The sequence below is a fragment of the Rodentibacter sp. Ppn85 genome (genome assembly GCF_001999335.1).
Lineage (GTDB): Bacteria > Pseudomonadota > Gammaproteobacteria > Enterobacterales > Pasteurellaceae > Rodentibacter.
The window spans coordinates 20696-37706 of sequence record NZ_MLHS01000044.1 but is presented as its reverse complement, the minus strand read 5'-3'; the positions used below and the strand labels follow the sequence as shown (position 1 = coordinate 37706).

The window sequence follows — 17011 nt, the reverse complement described above, 5'->3', positions numbered from 1 at the left end:
CTACGTCAGCCCCTTAAATTTTATGTAACTCAGAACGGAATATCATCGTCAAAACCGTCCATTGGCGGTTCAGCCTGTGATGTTTGCTGCTGTATAGGACGAGACGGTTGATTATTACTATTAGAACTTGTTTGATAAGACGGTTGTGGGCTGCTTTGTCCCATATTCGCTGCTCCGTAGCCACCTACATTTTGATTGCGACCACCTAACATTTGCATTACATCGCCTTGAATTTCCGTCGTATAGCGATCTTGACCATTTTGATCTTGCCATTTTCGAGTGCGTAAACGACCTTCTACATAAACTTGTGAACCTTTGCGTAAGTATTCGCCACAAATTTCCGCTTGGCGACGATAGAACACGATACGGTGCCATTCTGTGATCTCGCGGCGCTCACCCGTGTTACGATCATTCCAACTTTCACTGGTTGCGACACTGATATTGGCAACGGCATCACCATTTGGCATAGTGCGAATTTCAGGATCATTGCCCAAATGACCCACAATGATAACTTTATTTACTCCTGCCATATGAATCCTCATTTTTCATATTAAAAAAGTGCGGTTATTTTGCCTGAAATTTTTGAAAAGATCTATAAAATTTAACTGGATATTTGCACAGATATTGAAATGTGCGATAATGCTCGCAATCTTGAAAAAAATAATCATCAGAACGAATTATTTATGGAAAATATCGATATTCGCGGTGCGCGAACCCATAATCTTAAAAATATTAATTTAACCATTCCTCGCGATAAACTCATCGTGATCACCGGTCTTTCCGGCTCCGGCAAATCTTCATTAGCCTTTGATACCCTGTATGCGGAAGGCCAACGCCGTTATGTGGAATCGCTTTCTGCCTATGCCCGTCAGTTTTTATCTTTGATGGAAAAACCGGATGTGGATTCCATTGAAGGTTTGTCGCCGGCGATATCTATCGAACAAAAATCTACCTCCCATAACCCTCGTTCCACTGTGGGAACCATTACAGAAATTTACGATTATTTACGTCTCCTTTTTGCCCGTGTGGGTGAGCCGCGCTGTCCGAATCATGATGTGCCGCTTACGGCTCAAACCATCAGTCAAATGGTGGACAAAGTGTTAAGCTTGCCGGAAGAGTCTAAAATGATGTTGCTCGCACCTGTGGTAAAAAATCGGAAAGGGGAGCACGTTAAAATCTTAGAAAATATTGCGGCACAGGGTTATATTCGAGCGCGGATTGATGGTGAAATTTGTGATCTGTCTGATCCGCCAAAACTCGAACTACAGAAAAAACATACTATTGAAGTTGTGGTGGATCGTTTCAAAGTGCGGTCGGATTTAGCCACGCGTTTAGCGGAATCTTTTGAGACAGCGTTGGAGCTTTCCGGCGGGACGGCGATTGTGGTGGAAATGGATAACCCTAAAGCTGAAGAACTGGTATTTTCTGCAAACTTTGCCTGCCCGCATTGCGGTTATTCCGTACCGGAATTAGAACCCCGTTTGTTCTCTTTTAATAATCCGGCGGGTGCCTGCCCGACTTGTGATGGCTTGGGGGTTCAGCAATATTTTGATGAAGCGCGTGTGGTGCAAAATCCGAGTATTTCGCTTTCAGGTGGGGCGGTGAAAGGATGGGATCGTCGAAATTTCTATTATCATCAAATGCTTACCTCGCTTGCAAAACATTACGATTTTGATGTGGACGCCCCTTATGAAACCTTGCCGAAAAAAATTCAGCACATCATTATGCAAGGTTCCGGTAAGGAAGAGATTGAATTTCAATATATGAATGATCGCGGTGATGTGGTGATTCGTAAACATCCTTTTGAAGGCATTTTAAACAATATGGCGCGCCGTTATAAAGAAACGGAGTCAATCTCGGTGCGTGAAGAACTCGCCAAAAATATCAGCAATCGTCCTTGTGCCGATTGCCGCGGTTCGCGTTTACGTCCGGAAGCACGTAATGTTTATATCGGGCCGACTAATTTACCGATGATTTCTGAAAAAAGCATTGGTGAAACGCTAGAGTTTTTTACCGCACTTTCATTAACAGGGCAAAAAGCACAAATTGCTGAAAAAATTCTGAAAGAAATTCGTGAGCGTTTGCAGTTCTTAGTCAATGTCGGGTTAAATTATCTTTCTCTTTCCCGCTCTGCCGAAACCCTTTCGGGCGGTGAAGCGCAGAGGATTCGTCTTGCCAGTCAAATCGGTGCGGGTTTAGTAGGGGTGATGTACGTGTTGGACGAACCCTCTATCGGGCTACATCAGCGTGATAATGAACGTTTGTTGAACACATTGATTCACTTACGTAATCTTGGTAACACAGTGATTGTGGTAGAACATGACGAAGACGCCATTCGTGCGGCGGATCATATTATTGATATCGGGCCGGGGGCGGGCGTGCATGGCGGACAAGTGATAGCGCAAGGCAATGCGCAAGCTATTATGCAAAACCCGAACTCGATTACGGGGAAATTTTTATCGGGTGTTGAACAAATTGAAATTCCGAAAAAACGTACTGCACTTGATAAGAAAAAATGGTTGAAACTGAAAGGTGCATCGGGAAATAACCTAAAAAATGTGAATTTAGACATTCCGGTGGGCTTATTCACCTGTATTACCGGAGTATCGGGTTCAGGCAAATCTACGTTGATTAACGATACCCTGTTCCCTCTTGCGCAAAACACTCTAAACCGTGCGGATAAAACCGATTATGCCCCTTATAAATCCATTGAAGGGTTAGAGCATTTTGATAAAGTCATTGATATTAACCAAAGCCCGATCGGGCGTACGCCGCGTTCAAATCCTGCCACTTATACCGGTTTGTTCACGCCGATCCGTGAACTCTTTGCCGGCGTGCCGGAAGCTCGTGCCCGCGGTTATAACCCGGGTCGTTTTAGTTTTAACGTGCGTGGCGGGCGATGTGAGGCTTGTCAGGGCGATGGCGTGATTAAAGTGGAAATGCATTTCTTGCCTGATGTGTATGTTCCGTGCGATCAATGTAAGGGCAAACGTTATAACCGCGAAACCTTAGAAATTCGCTATAAAGGAAAGACTATTCATCAAGTGTTGGATATGACAGTAGAGGAAGCGCGCGAGTTTTTTGATGCGATTCCAATAATTGCCCGTAAACTGCAAACTTTAATGGATGTGGGCTTATCGTACATCCGTTTGGGGCAATCCTCCACGACACTTTCCGGCGGGGAAGCACAGCGTGTTAAGTTGGCTACTGAACTTTCCAAACGGGATACGGGGAAAACTCTTTATATTTTGGATGAACCTACCACAGGTTTGCATTTTGCAGATATAAAACAATTACTTAGCGTGCTACACCGATTACGTGATCAAGGCAATACGATTGTGGTAATTGAACATAATTTAGATGTGATCAAAACCGCCGATTGGATTGTAGATCTCGGGCCGGAAGGGGGGAGTGGCGGCGGGCAAATTATTGCGACCGGCACCCCCGAAGAAGTTGCGAAAGTGGAAGGTTCTCATACTGCGAGATTCTTGAAACCGATTTTAGCAAAACCTTAGAAAAATTGACCGCACTTGGAAACCGTTGAGCTGTAAAGTGCGGTCAATTTATAGAATGTTTTGAGCTGAATGTTTTCAGTCCAACAAGATAAACGTTTTTTAGTAAATGCCAAATAAACTAAATAGTAGGATGACGACGATTGTGGCAAGAATCGGCATAATAAACGACGTAACGGCAATCTCAAGATAGGAATCTTTGTGTGTCATTCCCGTATTACTCAGCAACGTCAAGACCGCGCCATTATGCGGCATCGTATCCAAACCGCCGGAAGCCAATGAAGCAATACGATGAAATGCTTCGGGCGGAATACTCGCCTGTTTGGCTATCGTAAGATACTTTTCCCCTAAGGCTTCTAACGCAATGCCCATTCCGCCGGAAGCAGATCCTGTAGCACCGGCTAATATATTGACCGCAACGGACAATGAAATTAACGGACTTCCCGGAATATTTAAGATCATTGCCGTTAGATGTTCAAACCCGGGAGCCATTCTTACCACGCTACCAAATCCGACTGCTGCCGCCGTATTGATAATTGCTCCCACCGCACCATTTGCGCCTTTACCGATAGCCGGAATAAAACGACTGCGTTGTTTTAAATTGAGCAAAATCACTAAACTGATTCCCGCCAACAACGCCAGTACGATATTTTTCGGATCACCGTTTTTCAATCCGATTAACAGTGGTACAAAGTTCAATACGACAATCACACTGACCAACGGAAGAATCGCCAGTAGCGGGTTGGGCAGCCGCTCTTGCTGTTCTGTCGCAATCGCATTATCCGGTTCGATAAAATACTCGCCGTTTGCCGCATATTTTTTACGGCGATATTCGAGATACGCCACTCCGCCGAAAAATAAAATGGCAGAGGCGGTTAGACCCATTATCGGTGCAGCCATAGCATCCGTACCAAAATATTGAGTAGGAATTAAGTTTTGAATTTGTGGCGAACCGGGCAATGCCGTCATTGTAAAGGTAAATGCCCCGCAAGCAATGGTACCGGGAATTAATCGGCGGCTGATATTGGCTTCCTTAAAAACCGCTAAAGCAAGGGGATAAACGGCAAAAACCACCACAAATAAACTCACCCCGCCGTAAGTCAATAATGCACAGCCTAACACAATAGAGGCGATAGCACTTTTTGAGCCCATTACTTTAGTCAGCCAAACCGCAATGGATTTTGCGCCGCCTGTCACATCCATTAAGTTGCCGAAGACGGCACTGAGTAGAAATGCGGGGAACCAGGCTTTAACAAAGCCGACCAAACCGTTCATATAACTGCCTAAATAGGCATCTAAAATATCCAGCCCGCCCGTGAGGGCAACAATTGCCGCACACAACGGGGCAATCCAAACAATCGAATAGCCTCGAAAGGCTAGAAACATTAGCAAAACTAATCCTACAAAAATGCCGATTAAACTGAGCATAAAGTTCTCCTGATTTTTTTATAATGAATACTTGCTTGCCGCTTGCTCCTGATTAAAAAAGATAGTACAACTCACCGCTTGTTATTGAGTTGTACTATTAGGTATTAGCCGGCTGTCCAACCGCCGTCCATCGGTAAGCAAGCTCCCGAAACGGAGGCGGCGGCATCGGAGCAGAGGAATTTAACAAATTCACCGATCTCCGCCGGTTCAATGAGCCGTTTAACCGCCGCTTTTTGCAGCATAATTTGGCTCACGACTTCTTGTTCTGAAATCCCGTGATGTTTGGCTTGATCCGCAATTTGTTTATCGACTAACGGTGTTCTTACATAGGCAGGACAAATAGCATTCACCGTAATTCCGTATACTCCTCCTTCTAATGCAGCCGTTTTAGTCAAACCGGATAGCCCGTGTTTCGCAGACACATAAGCGGATTTAAATTCAGAGGCGACTAAGCCGTGAATGGAATTTAAGTTAATCACTCGCCCCCAACCTTTGTTTTGCATATAAGGCCAACTATATTTGGTGAGTAAAAAAGGTGCGGTTAACATCAGATTCAGCATAAAATCCCAACGATCTTCTGGAAAATCCGCAATGGGTGAAACTGTTTGGATGCCGGCAACATTAACCAGAATATCCACACCGCCAAACTCGGCAACCGCATAATCGACAACGGCTTTACATTCCTCCCGTTTGGATAGATCTACGACAATATGCGCAGCTTGCAGCTTTTTTGCTTCCTGTTCTAGAAGCCCTTGATTTATATCCGCCATAACGAGCTTTACACCCGCCTGTGCGAGGCTTTGGCTGACCGCTAAGCCGATACCGCTTGCCGCACCGGTCACAATCGCAATTTTGTTATTTAACATAGAGCGCTCCTATTTAATTAAAATTGAGGTTTAAAGACGTTCAACAATCATTGCAATACCTTGCCCGCCACCAATACAAAGTGTGGCTAATCCCAAGTTTTTTTCTCTTGCCTGTAAAGCATAAAGTAAGGTGACGAGAATTCTTGCACCGCTTGCACCAATTGGGTGTCCTAATGCAATTGCACCTCCATTTAAATTAGTTTTAGTTAAATCCAGATTGAGCTCTTTTGCGACACCAAGTGCTTGGGCTGCAAAAGCTTCATTCGCTTCAATTAAATCAATTTGGTCTAATTTTAAGTTTGCTTTTGCCAACGCCTTTTGTACCGCAGGAATAGGTCCTAATCCCATTACTTTGGGATCATTGCCTGCGGCTGCATAGCTGCGAATAAGTGCTAATGGGGTTAAACCCAGCGATTTTGCCTTGCTCTCACTCATTAACAGCAATGCTGCCGCCCCGTCATTTAAACCGGAAGCATTACCGGCAGTTACCGTCCCTTCTTTGATAAATGCCGGGCGAAGCTTGGCGAGGGTTTCGGCCGTGGTATCAAAGGTAGGGTGTTCATCTTGGCTAAACAGGGTTTCACCTTTACGGGTTTTAACACTCACCGGTACAATTTCTGCCGAAAACGCACCGGATTCAATTGCTTGTTTTGCTAAGGTTTGTGAACGAAGCGCAAATTGATCCTGCTCTTCTCTACTGAGCTGATATTTTTCCGCAATGTTTTCTGCCGTAATGCCCATATGGTAATGGTTGATCGCACAGGTTAAACCGTCTTCCACCATGGTATCTCTTAAGCTTAAATTGCCCATTTTGGCACCAAAACGAACCTTACTGTCTAACACATAGGGGGCCTGACTCATATTTTCCATGCCTCCCACAACGATAACGTCCGCATCACCTGCCGCAATAGCTTGTGCGCCGAGAACAACGGCTTTTAAACCTGAACCGCATACTTTATTAATTGTAAAAGAGGAAATCTCTTCATTAATGCCGGCCTTAAGCGCCGCTTGACGAGCCGGATTCTGCCCGAGTCCTGCTTGCAGCACATTTCCCATAATGACTTCATCCACCTTGGTGGCATCAAGATTGGCGCGTTTTAAGACTTCATTAATCACAATAGCCCCCAAATCGACCGCACTTGTACCGGCTAAGCCACCGCCAAAACGCCCTATAGCCGTTCTGACCGCACTAACAATCACAATATTTTCCATTATTTTCTCCTCGTTGATTTATAAGAAATAGAGTCCGATGACAAAAATCGGTGTGGTAAAAATAAGCGCGGTCATACAATATCCCATAATGTCTCTTACCCCGAGCCCAGCTATACCGAGAGCAGGCAGCGCCCAAAACGGCTGTGCCATATTCGCCCACATATCGCCATAAGCAATCGCCATAACGGATTTACCTAAATCGGCTTCAAGAGATAGCGCGGCAGGGATAACAAACGGCCCTTGAACGACCCAATGTCCGCCGCCCGAAGGCACGGCAAAATTCACTAAAGCAGAGCTAAAGAAGGTTAAAAGCGGAAAGGTGTCTTTGTTGGAAATATTGACAAAAAATTCAGTAATCATGCCGCCTAACCCGGAATGTTCCATCATTAATTGCATACCGGCATAAAACGGGAACTGAATTAAAATACCTGCGGTACTACGAGTGGCATTAGTAATCGCTCGAACATAGGCGGCAGGTGAACCGTGCAATAAAATCCCTGTCATCAAGAAAATCAAATTGACCGTATTAATCGTCAAACTAAATCCGTTTTGCAAGAAAGTGAGTGCGAGATAACTAAATCCGGTACCTGCAATTACATAGGCTAACAAACGGCTTTCTTCAATACGTTCGGCAAGGGTGGCATTTTCATCTAAGGTTTTGCTGAAATCCGGATCCGGTTGTAATAATTTAGGATCAACGTTGCGAACTTCTTCGCCTTTAGGATTCATCATCCGCGTAATAAAAGGCAAACAAACTAACAGCATTAAGATGATAAAAATGTTATAGCCGGTGAATAAAGTTTGACTGACAGGTACGATACCTAGAGGATTGGATTCGGAAGTAATAAGATGGGCAATGGGGTTATTCGGTGTGGCGGCTTGTAGCGGCATTGAGCCGGAAAATCCGCCTCCCCACGTCATAAATCCGATATAAGCACAGGCGATTAAGAGCGCATAATCCGTACCTCGAATACGTCTGGCGACCTCTTTGGCAAACATCGCCCCCACCACTAAGCCAAATCCCCAGTTAATCATACAGGCAAGAGCGCTCATAAAGGTAACCAATACAACCCCTTGAGCAGGTGTTTTAGCGATAGATGCCGTTATGCTGAGAAAGCGGCGAATTTGCGGTGCGGAGGCAAGGGCGTTCCCAGTAACGACCACCATTGCCATTTGCATACTGAATGAGAGTAAATTCCAAAAACCGTCCCCCCACATATTGACTAACTGCACAGGCGTATGATCGGTCAATCCCCATGCACAGAAAAAAATCACAATACTTAGCAGAACCGCTAAAACAAGCGGTTCCGGCATATATCGGCTGACTAATGTTGTCATCCCTCTGGCAATCCGGTTAATCATAGGGATAATCCTTTTTGGCTGATAACCATGGGTTTGAAATCATCGGCAACAATAAAATCAGCCTCTGTTTTCTGTCTGATTGTGTCTAAATCCACATTTGGAGCGTGTTCTTTTAACACGAGTCTGCCTTGTTCAAATTCAAATACCGCCAATTCGGTGACAATCATTTTGACTTTATTTACTGCTGTTAAGGGCAGGGTGCATTGTTTGAGGATTTTTGAACTGCCGGATTTTGCACAATGTTCCATTCCGATAATGACCTTTTTCGCACCGGTCACTAAATCCATTGCGCCTCCCATACCCGGTACCATTTTTCCCGGTACCATCCAATTTGCCAGATTTGCCTGTTGATCCACTTCTAATCCGCCAAGCACGCAGGCATCAACATGTCCGCCACGAATAAGCGCAAACGAAAATGCGCTGTCGAAAAATGCCCCGCCGGCTTTAATACCGCAGGGTTGCCCACCGGCATTCACAACATTCGGATTATCGTTTTGCGGATCATGAGCGGTTAAACCTAAAAAACCGTTTTCTGATTGCAGAGTAATATCAACGTTATCAGGTAAATAATTTGCCACTAAGGTAGGTAAGCCGATACCCAAATTGACGATATCGCCGTCTTTCAGCTCCATTGCAATACGGCGGGCAATTAATTCTTTTGCGTTCATAATGTTCTCCTTTAATGGCTAGAAACAAGGTAATCAACCAACATTGCTGGCGTCATTATCTGATTTGGATCGAGCGTGCCTGCTTTGACAATTTGCTCCGCTTCGACAATGACGGTTTTCGCCGCCAGCGCCATTAGCGGATTAAAATTGCGGGCCGAGCCGTTATAAATCAGATTTCCCTCTTCATCGGCAATATCAGCTTTAAGAATGGCAATATCAGCTTTCAATGGACGCTCTAACAAATAAGTCACACCATCAAGCTCAATTTTTTGTTTACCTTCTTCTACTACCGTGCCGACACCGGTTGGCGTTAAAAATCCGCCTAATCCCGCACCGCCGGCTCTAACCCGCTCTGCAAATGTTCCTTGTGGGATCAATTCAACATCAATGTCACCCGAAATCATTTTTTTCCCCGTTTCAGGATTGGTGCCTATATGAGAAGCGGAAACCTTCTTGACCCGATTGTGTACAATTAACGGTCCGACTCCATTGTGGACTTGTGCCGTATCGCTACAAATCAGGTGAATGTTTTTAATCTCGGCAGATAACACTGCTTGCACGATTTTTTCAGGCGTACCGACCCCCATAAAACCGCCCGACATTAATGTCATGCCGTCAAAGAAATGTTTCTTTAATTCAGTAATGGGAATAATTTTTGACATAGTTTTCTCCGAATTAATTTTTTAATCAAAAATTTTTATAATAAAAACACCATTCGTTTAAAATAAAACGAATAATATAAATTTCTATTTAGTGACTGCATAAATACTGGAAATGTAGCCTAACTTCAGGTATAAAGTAGGAAATAATCGGTTACGCCAAGGTGTTTTTCCTGTTATTTACAAAACTTGAAAAGCAGAATATCAGAAGGTATTTAGCAGGAGAAATACAGATTTTTTAGATGCCTATAAATTTAATTTATACAAAATATAGAATCGGCTTATAAAGTTTTTCACCTTTACAGAGGACACCAAATGGATATTCGGCATTTGCGCTATTTCATTGCGATTGTTGAAAATAACTTTAATTTGAGTAAAACGGCTCAAAATTTATATATTTCTCAGCCTACGCTCAGTATGATGATTTCTGATTTTGAACAGAGAGAGGAAATTCAATTATTTAAACGTTCAAGCGGAAAAATAATGGGGCTGACTTATATCGGTGAAAATTATTACCACGATGCAAAGGAAATTATTGCTAAATATAATGAAATGCACCGCAATTTGCATAGCGAGAATATGGAACTGATTGGTAATATCACGATTGGTATTCCGCCTTTGATTTTATCCGTCGTCTTTTCCGACGTTATTCCTTCACTTATTTTGAATAACCCTACTATCAACATTACCGTAAAGGAGCAAGGTGCCTTTGCATTAAAAAGCGAATTATTACTGGAACAAGTAGATCTTGCCGTCTTACTTTATCCGGAGGGAATATCTAAAAATATCATAGATTCTTTTGCCATTCATCATTCGGAGCTCTCCCTCTTTTTATCGCCGAATCATCCACTGGCAAATAAAGAAAAAATTGAATGGCTGGATTTAAATAAACAAAAAATGGCAATTTTTGATAAGAATTTTATGATATCTCATCAATTAAAAGAGCATTTCGAACGATATAATATTTATCCGAACATTGTGATTGAATCCGGTTCTTGGGATTTTATGCTAAATGCAGTAAAACAAAATCATGATTTATTAACTATTTTACCTTACCCGATAGCCGAACAATATCAATCGTCGGAATTTGTCTGCCGTAAAATTAATGAACCGATTTTATGGAAAGTCACACTTTGTCGGTTAAAGAAGAATAATTATTCAACCATTGAGAATTATATTTTTGACTTGTTATTAAAGTTATTTAAAGTCAAATAAATAGGAAGTAAAGTAAAAGTGCGGTCAAAATTAACCGCACTTTTTAGGGGATATTATGCTTTTGTGGTTTGTTTTAAGAAGATATACCCTACGATGGCAGAGATTGTGGAGCCGATTAGAATGCCCAAACGGGAAAGAGTATTTACACTTTCGCCAGCATTCGCATCAAAAGCAAGGCTTGCGAGGAACATCGACATGGTAAACCCGATACCGCACAAAATAGCGACTGCAAAAATTTGTTTAAAATTGATACCTTCCGGTAATTTAGCGATACCTAACTTCACAGAAAGATAACTAAAACCAAACACTCCGACCGGTTTGCCGATAATCAAGCCTAAGGAAATAGCGAGTAATAACGGTGAAGTCAGCATGGAGAAATCCCCCCCTTCAAAACTTACCCCCGCATTGGCAAAGGCAAATAACGGTAAAATAAGGAATGAAGTCCAAGGCGCAAGCAAATGCTCAAAATCTTCTAATGGTGTTTCACCTTTTTCACCTTTTAGAGGGATACAGAAACCGATAATAACGCCGGCTAATGTGGCATGTACGCCGGACTTTAATACGGATGCCCATAGAATTGTGCCGACCACCATATAAGCGCAAAGTGCAGTGACTTTAAAGCGATTTAACGCAATGAGTAGAATGATTGCGATTGCGGAGAAAATAAGCGCTTGAATACTTAATCCGTGGGAGAAGAATAACGCAATGACGACAATAGCGCCTAAATCATCAATGATCGCAAGCGCTAATAAAAAGACCTTTAACGGCAGAGGAACCTGTTTGCTTAACAGCGCCACAACCCCTAGCGCAAAGGCGATATCCGTTGCCATTGGAATAGCCCAACCATTGGCTAAAGTAGGATCTTCGTGCGCAATTAAAATATAAACCAATGCGGGGATTGCCATACCGCCTACAGCGGCAATTGCCGGGAAAACGGCCTGTTGATAGCTGGAAAGCGACCCCTCTAACAATTCACGCTTTACTTCCAATCCCACTAGAACAAAAAATACCGCCATAAAGCCGTCATTAATCCAATGAATGAGGGTTTTATTAATTGCGAAGCTACCGATTTGGATACTCACCGGTAGATTTAAAAAGTCATGATAAAAAGTATTTAAAGGTGAATTGGCAAATAAAATTGCGATAAATGCGGCGAAGAGTAATAAAATTCCGCTAGATGATTCGAGTTTGAAAAATTGTTGTATCAGCTGCAACATAAAAAGATCTCTCCAAAAATAAATAAAAAACAGAAAGAAGTCCCGATACTATCACATTTTTATTTATCTACGAAAAATATCAGTCTGAAAGTGCGGTCATTTTTCTGATGATTTTTGAGTTAATATTGACTGAGTGATTAAGCTCATATTTTTTATTTGAAGATTAGGGTTATCAAGTACTTTGTAGTAGAATGAGCTCCTTTTTATTAACTGAGAATACTATGACTCGTAAAGATATTATTGTTTTAGGAATGATGATTTTTGCGCTTTTTTTAGGCGCAGGAAATATTATTTTTCCGCCAATGGAAGGGTTTACGGCAGGTTCGTATTGGGCTACGGCATCTTTTGGCTTCATATTAACCGGTGTATTCATGCCATTCATTACTTTGGTTGTTGTAGCGATGCTTGGGAGAGGAGAGGAACTTTCCCGCGATTTGCCGAAGTGGGCCGAGATAATGTTTTTAACCATATTATATTTAGTAATTGGTTCTCTGTTCGCAATGCCGCGTGTGACTAATGTCGCTTATGAAATGGCATGGTTACCGTTGAATATTGTGAATGATTCCAATGACGCACATTTTATTTTTTCCCTTGTTTTCAATGTTGTCGGTATGTTTTTTATGCTACGCCCTAATACAATTATTTCAACAGTGGGAAAATTTATGACGCCGGCATTGCTCGTGTTACTGGTTGTGGTGGCTGTGAAGGTTATTATCTCCCCGCTGTCCGACATTGTTGAGCCAAGCAAGGGGTATGCCACAAATCCCGCGATTACTTCCGGTTTAATCAGCGGCTACCAAACTATGGATGTGCTAGCAGCCATTGCCTTTGGTGGGATTGTTGCCCGAGCGTTGGCAGTACGGAACGTTACTTCCCCGCAAAAGGTAATAAAATATACGATCTCCGCAGGGGTGATTTCCGTATTTTTATTGGCAATGCTGTATTTTTCATTGTTCTATCTAGGGGCGACTAGTGCGCAAGTGGCGGAGGGAGCAACCAACGGCGGGCAAATTTTCTCCCGTTATGTTAATGCTTTATTTGGGATTTCCGGTACTTGGATTATGTCAGGCATTATTATTTTAGCGAATATCACGACACTTGTGGGTGTTACCAGCGCATGTGCGGATTATTTCTCTAAATTCCATGTTCGCTTATCTTATCCGTTTTGGGTCGTAGTATTTGCAATTTTAACGACAACGGTTGCACAAGCCGGTTTAACGGAATTATTGAGAATTACGATTCCGGCATTATTGTTGATTTATCCGGTAGCAATTATGTTGGTGTTACTGCAAATTATCCGTAATAAATTGCCGAATATTAAACTCAGTTATTACTTCACTTTGCTGGTTACGGTGTGCTTTAGTGCTTGTGACAGTTTGAAAAACGTTGATTTACTACCACAACCCGTTGAGAATTTACTGAGTCATTTACCGCTTTATTCCGATGGGATGGCGTGGTTGATTCCGGCATTTATTGCATTAGCTTTATCGCTATTATTAGGACGAAAAAAAGCTTAAAAAATAAGTATATAATAAAAAATACCGAGTTTAAGATACTCGGTATTTTTATAAAGTGCGGTTACTTTTTTAAATGTTTTTATGCGCTTAAACGTTGACGCACAATCTCAAACAAACATACGCCTGTAGCCACCGAGACATTCAAGGATGAAACCGAGCCTACCATTGGGATGCTTATCAGTTGATCGCAATGTTCTCTGGTCAAACGGCGCATTCCTTCTCCTTCAGCCCCCATAACCAGTGCCAGTGCACCAATAAGCTTGCTTTGATAAATCGTTTCGGTCGCTTCACCGGCTGTTCCTACAACCCAAATATTGTGATTTTGTTGTAAGTCGCGAAGAGTTCGGGAAAGATTAGTGACACGAATGAGCGGGACAGTTTCCGCCGCTCCGCACGCTACTTTACGCGCAACGGAAGTAAGTTGTGCCGATTTATCTTTCGGTACAATGACTGCCGCTACACCGGCCGCATCTGCGGTACGCAAACAAGCACCAAGATTGTGAGGATCCGTTACGCCGTCAAGCACTAATAAAAGCGGATTTTTGCTATTTTGCAGAATGACATCAAGATCATTTTCGCCCAGTTCTTTCATGGCTTGCACTCGTGCAATAATGCCTTGATGCACTTCGCCGTTTGCTTTTTTATCTAAAGTTTGGCGATTCACAAATTGCACCCCAATGCCGATTGAATGCAATTCGTTTAGTAATGATTGTAGGCGTTTATCTTCACGTCCTTTTAGTACAAACACTTCAATAAGGCGTTCCGGTGTGTGGGTTAAAATACTGTTTACGGCATGAATGCCATAGATTTTTTCTGACATAGGCTCTCTTTTATATTTTGTTATTTATTTTTCTTTTCAAAAAAATAGGAAAATCTAGGATTGCATTTTCGATTTCCTCGGTTTTTTAGACACTTTTTTATTTTTGACCGCACTTTTGTGTTTTCTCGTCACCTTTGAAGGCAATTCTTTGAATACTTTTTTAGTTTTTTCTTTTGCCGTTTTACCGATGCGACGTGGTTTACGCTCGCTACTGACAAGTGAAAAATCTATCATTTTTTGTTCTAAATGAACGGCTTCCACCCGAATACGCACCTTATCGCCCAATCGGTATTGTATGCCGCTATTTTCGCCAATTAAACGCTGTTTGGCAGCGTCAAATTGATAGTAGTCATTTTCTAAGGTGGAAATATGCACTAATCCGTCAATAAATAAATCGTCCAAACGTACAAACAATCCAAAACCGGTTACGGAAGAAATCACCCCGTTAAACTCATTGCTAATGTGATCTTGCATATACTCGCATTTCAACCAATCCGCAACTTCGCGAGTTGCATCATCGGCACGACGTTCCGTCATTGAACAATGATCGCCCAATAGATCCATTTCATCAAGGGAATAATGATAGCCGCCACTGTCAGTGGTTTTACGTTTTATCCCCTGTTCTTTAGCAAGTAAATATTTAATGCTGCGATGGAGTGTTAAATCCGGATAACGGCGGATGGGTGAAGTAAAATGGGCATATTCTTCCAGTGCTAAGCCAAAATGCCCGATATTGTCCGCATGGTACACTGCTTGACTTAAAGAACGTAGCAACATAATTTGAATCAGCTCGTGATCCGGTCGTGTTTTTATTTTTTCTAACAGTGCGGCGTAATCTTTCGGTGTCGGTTTTCTGCCGCCCTCCAACGTTAAGCCGAACTCACTCAAAAAAGTACGGAATGAAGTGAGTTTTTCTTCACTTGGCATTGCATGAATACGATATAGTGCCGGTTCATTGTGTTTTTCCATATAATTGGCGGCAGCGATATTGGCAAGAATCATACATTCTTCAATGATTTTATGGGCATCGTTACGAATGACCGATTCAATCCGCTCAATGCGTCCCATGGCATTGAAAATAAATTTGCTTTCAATCGTCTCAAAATCAATGGCGCCGCGTTGATGACGAGCGATAAGCAAGGCTTGATAGAGATGATGAAGTTCTTCCAAATTCGGCACGAGGGAGGCATAACGTTGCCGTAATTCAGTATCACCTTCCAATATTTTCGCTACTTTTGTGTAGGTTAAGCGTGCGTGGGAATTCATCACCGCTTCATAAAAGCGATACCCGGTCAGTTTACCTTTGGCGGAAACTTGCATTTCACATACCATGCAGAGACGATCGACCTGCGGATTGAGCGAACACAAGCCATTGGATAAAATCTCCGGTAACATCGGCACCACACGATTTGGGAAATATACCGAGTTCCCCCGGTTGTAAGCTTCCGTATCCAAGGCGGAACGTAAACGCACATAATAGCTCACATCGGCGATCGCCACCCAAAGTTTCCAGCCTTTACCCTGTTTTTCACAATAGACCGCATCATCGAAATCGCGGGCATCTTCGCCATCAATGGTAACTAACGGTAAATCACGTAAATCAACACGGCCTTTTTTCGCTTCTTCGGGAACGTCTTCGGTAAATTTTTTGACGTATTTTTCCACCGCACTTGGGAATTTATGGGGAATATCATGATTACGCAAGGCAATTTCCACTTCCATCCCTTTTGCCATATTGTCGCCCAAAATCTCCGTAATAATCCCTACCGGCTGATTGAAGGCGGCGGAACGTTCTTGTAATTCGACTACTACCACTTGCCCCATACGCGCACCGTTACGATGTTCGTTTGGTACAAGAATATCACGCCCGATACGGCTATCATCCGGTACAACATAGCTAAAGCCGTTTTCCAAAAAGAAACGACCGACAATTTGTTTTTTGCGGCTTTCTAACACGCGTACAATGCGAACCTCACGGCGACCGCGATGATCCGTACCTGTCGGTTGTGCCAGTACGAAATCACCGTGCATAACCCGTTGCATTTGCGGATTTGGAATGAAAAAGTCCTCTTTTTTACCCTCGACTTGCAAGAAACCGTAGCCTTCCCGATGACCGATTACTAAGCCCTTAACCAGATCTAATTTTTCCGGTAAGGCATAGCGTTTACGTTTGGTGAAAATAAGTTGCCCGTCATTTTCCATCGCACGTAAACGGCGACGCATAGCCTCCGTTTGTGACTCGTCACGAATGGAAAGTGCGGTCAAAATTTCTTCCCTATTCATTGGCGCATTATTTTCGCTAATTACGCGTAAAATCAGCTCCCTACTTGGGATAGGATTGCCATATTTGGCCAACTCCCGTTGATAATGAGGATCTTGGAGTTTGAGTTTTTTCTGTTTTTTCGCCATGGCTTTTTGATAGGTATTAAAAATTACTGTGAGTTTGACACTGTAAAGGAAAGAATGCAAGGAAATAGGACGATTGGTAGATATAAAGGCTTATTTCCCGTTTGGGAATAAGCCTTTTCTATAAAA

General features: G+C 42.8%; 13 protein-coding genes. 3 read left to right on the top strand and 10 right to left on the bottom strand.

Annotated features, from left to right (window positions below):
• Positions 1–29: 29 nt before the first annotated feature.
• Complete coding sequence (locus BKL51_RS08310) at positions 30–530, bottom strand: single-stranded DNA-binding protein (RefSeq protein ID WP_077466239.1); 501 nt, start codon at positions 528–530, stop codon at positions 30–32.
• 153 nt (positions 531–683) lie between these two features.
• On the opposite strand from BKL51_RS08310, the gene uvrA reads away from it, so the two are divergent.
• Positions 684–3515: an excinuclease ABC subunit UvrA gene (gene uvrA / locus BKL51_RS08305; protein ID WP_077466241.1), complete on the top strand. Its 2832-nt coding sequence runs from the start codon at positions 684–686 to the stop codon at positions 3513–3515.
• Positions 3516–3614: 99 nt separating this feature from the next.
• On the opposite strand, the gene BKL51_RS08300 is transcribed toward uvrA, so the two are convergent.
• The 6 genes from BKL51_RS08300 to atoD form a co-directional block, all read right to left on the bottom strand.
• Positions 3615–4940, bottom strand: coding sequence for a GntP family permease (locus BKL51_RS08300; protein ID WP_077466238.1), 1326 nt, complete (start codon positions 4938–4940; stop codon positions 3615–3617).
• Between the two features lie 104 nt (positions 4941–5044).
• On the bottom strand, positions 5045–5806 hold the full coding sequence (locus BKL51_RS08295) for a 3-hydroxybutyrate dehydrogenase (RefSeq protein WP_077466237.1): 762 nt from the start codon (positions 5804–5806) through the stop codon (positions 5045–5047).
• 30 nt (positions 5807–5836) lie between these two features.
• A complete protein-coding gene (locus tag BKL51_RS08290; RefSeq protein WP_077466236.1) occupies positions 5837–7018 on the bottom strand; it encodes an acetyl-CoA C-acetyltransferase in 1182 nt (393 codons plus the stop codon).
• Positions 7019–7036: 18 nt separating this feature from the next.
• Positions 7037–8380 carry a TIGR00366 family protein gene (locus BKL51_RS08285; RefSeq protein WP_077466235.1) on the bottom strand — a complete coding sequence of 448 codons (1344 nt, stop codon included), beginning with the start codon at positions 8378–8380 and terminating at the stop codon, positions 7037–7039.
• Complete coding sequence (locus tag BKL51_RS08280) at positions 8377–9048, bottom strand: 3-oxoacid CoA-transferase subunit B (RefSeq protein ID WP_077466234.1); 672 nt, start codon at positions 9046–9048, stop codon at positions 8377–8379. Before BKL51_RS08280 ends, BKL51_RS08285 begins: the two co-directional genes overlap by 4 nt.
• Before the next feature lie 11 nt (positions 9049–9059).
• Positions 9060–9710: an acetate CoA-transferase subunit alpha gene (atoD, locus tag BKL51_RS08275; protein WP_077466233.1), complete on the bottom strand. Its 651-nt coding sequence runs from the start codon at positions 9708–9710 to the stop codon at positions 9060–9062.
• Positions 9711–10022: 312 nt separating this feature from the next.
• On the opposite strand from atoD, the gene BKL51_RS08270 reads away from it, so the two are divergent.
• Positions 10023–10922, top strand: a complete 900-nt coding sequence (locus BKL51_RS08270; protein WP_077466232.1) for a LysR family transcriptional regulator — start codon at positions 10023–10025, stop codon at positions 10920–10922.
• A 53-nt stretch (positions 10923–10975) separates the two neighbouring features.
• Here BKL51_RS08270 and nhaA read toward each other — a convergent pair whose 3' ends face one another.
• Positions 10976–12139 (bottom strand): Na+/H+ antiporter NhaA, encoded by a 1164-nt coding sequence (nhaA, locus tag BKL51_RS08265; protein ID WP_077466231.1) that lies wholly within the window; start codon positions 12137–12139, stop codon positions 10976–10978.
• Positions 12140–12330: 191 nt separating this feature from the next.
• Between nhaA and brnQ the strand changes: the two genes are divergently transcribed.
• A complete protein-coding gene (gene brnQ / locus BKL51_RS08260; protein WP_077466230.1) occupies positions 12331–13656 on the top strand; it encodes a branched-chain amino acid transport system II carrier protein in 1326 nt (441 codons plus the stop codon).
• A gap of 79 nt (positions 13657–13735) precedes the next feature.
• Here the strand turns inward: brnQ and rlmB are convergent, their stop codons facing one another.
• A complete protein-coding gene (gene rlmB, locus BKL51_RS08255) occupies positions 13736–14476 on the bottom strand; it encodes a 23S rRNA (guanosine(2251)-2'-O)-methyltransferase RlmB (protein ID WP_077466229.1) in 741 nt (246 codons plus the stop codon).
• 54 nt (positions 14477–14530) lie between these two features.
• Positions 14531–16885: a ribonuclease R gene (gene rnr / locus BKL51_RS08250; protein ID WP_077466228.1), complete on the bottom strand. Its 2355-nt coding sequence runs from the start codon at positions 16883–16885 to the stop codon at positions 14531–14533.
• Positions 16886–17011 lie beyond the last annotated feature (126 nt).

Bases quoted from the DNA above. Each gene is read 5' to 3' on its own strand.
- BKL51_RS08310 (WP_077466239.1), bottom strand. From the start codon at position 530: ATGGCAGGAGTAAATAAAGTTATCATTGTGGGTCATTTGGGCAATGAT.
- uvrA (WP_077466241.1), top strand. From the start codon at position 684: ATGGAAAATATCGATATTCGCGGTGCGCGAACCCATAATCTTAAAAAT.
- BKL51_RS08300 (WP_077466238.1), bottom strand. From the start codon at position 4,940: ATGCTCAGTTTAATCGGCATTTTTGTAGGATTAGTTTTGCTAATGTTT.
- BKL51_RS08295 (WP_077466237.1), bottom strand. From the start codon at position 5,806: ATGTTAAATAACAAAATTGCGATTGTGACCGGTGCGGCAAGCGGTATC.
- BKL51_RS08290 (WP_077466236.1), bottom strand. From the start codon at position 7,018: ATGGAAAATATTGTGATTGTTAGTGCGGTCAGAACGGCTATAGGGCGT.
- BKL51_RS08285 (WP_077466235.1), bottom strand. From the start codon at position 8,380: ATGATTAACCGGATTGCCAGAGGGATGACAACATTAGTCAGCCGATAT.
- BKL51_RS08280 (WP_077466234.1), bottom strand. From the start codon at position 9,048: ATGAACGCAAAAGAATTAATTGCCCGCCGTATTGCAATGGAGCTGAAA.
- atoD (WP_077466233.1), bottom strand. From the start codon at position 9,710: ATGTCAAAAATTATTCCCATTACTGAATTAAAGAAACATTTCTTTGAC.
- BKL51_RS08270 (WP_077466232.1), top strand. From the start codon at position 10,023: ATGGATATTCGGCATTTGCGCTATTTCATTGCGATTGTTGAAAATAAC.
- nhaA (WP_077466231.1), bottom strand. From the start codon at position 12,139: ATGTTGCAGCTGATACAACAATTTTTCAAACTCGAATCATCTAGCGGA.
- brnQ (WP_077466230.1), top strand. From the start codon at position 12,331: ATGAGCTCCTTTTTATTAACTGAGAATACTATGACTCGTAAAGATATT.
- rlmB (WP_077466229.1), bottom strand. From the start codon at position 14,476: ATGTCAGAAAAAATCTATGGCATTCATGCCGTAAACAGTATTTTAACC.
- rnr (WP_077466228.1), bottom strand. From the start codon at position 16,885: ATGGCGAAAAAACAGAAAAAACTCAAACTCCAAGATCCTCATTATCAA.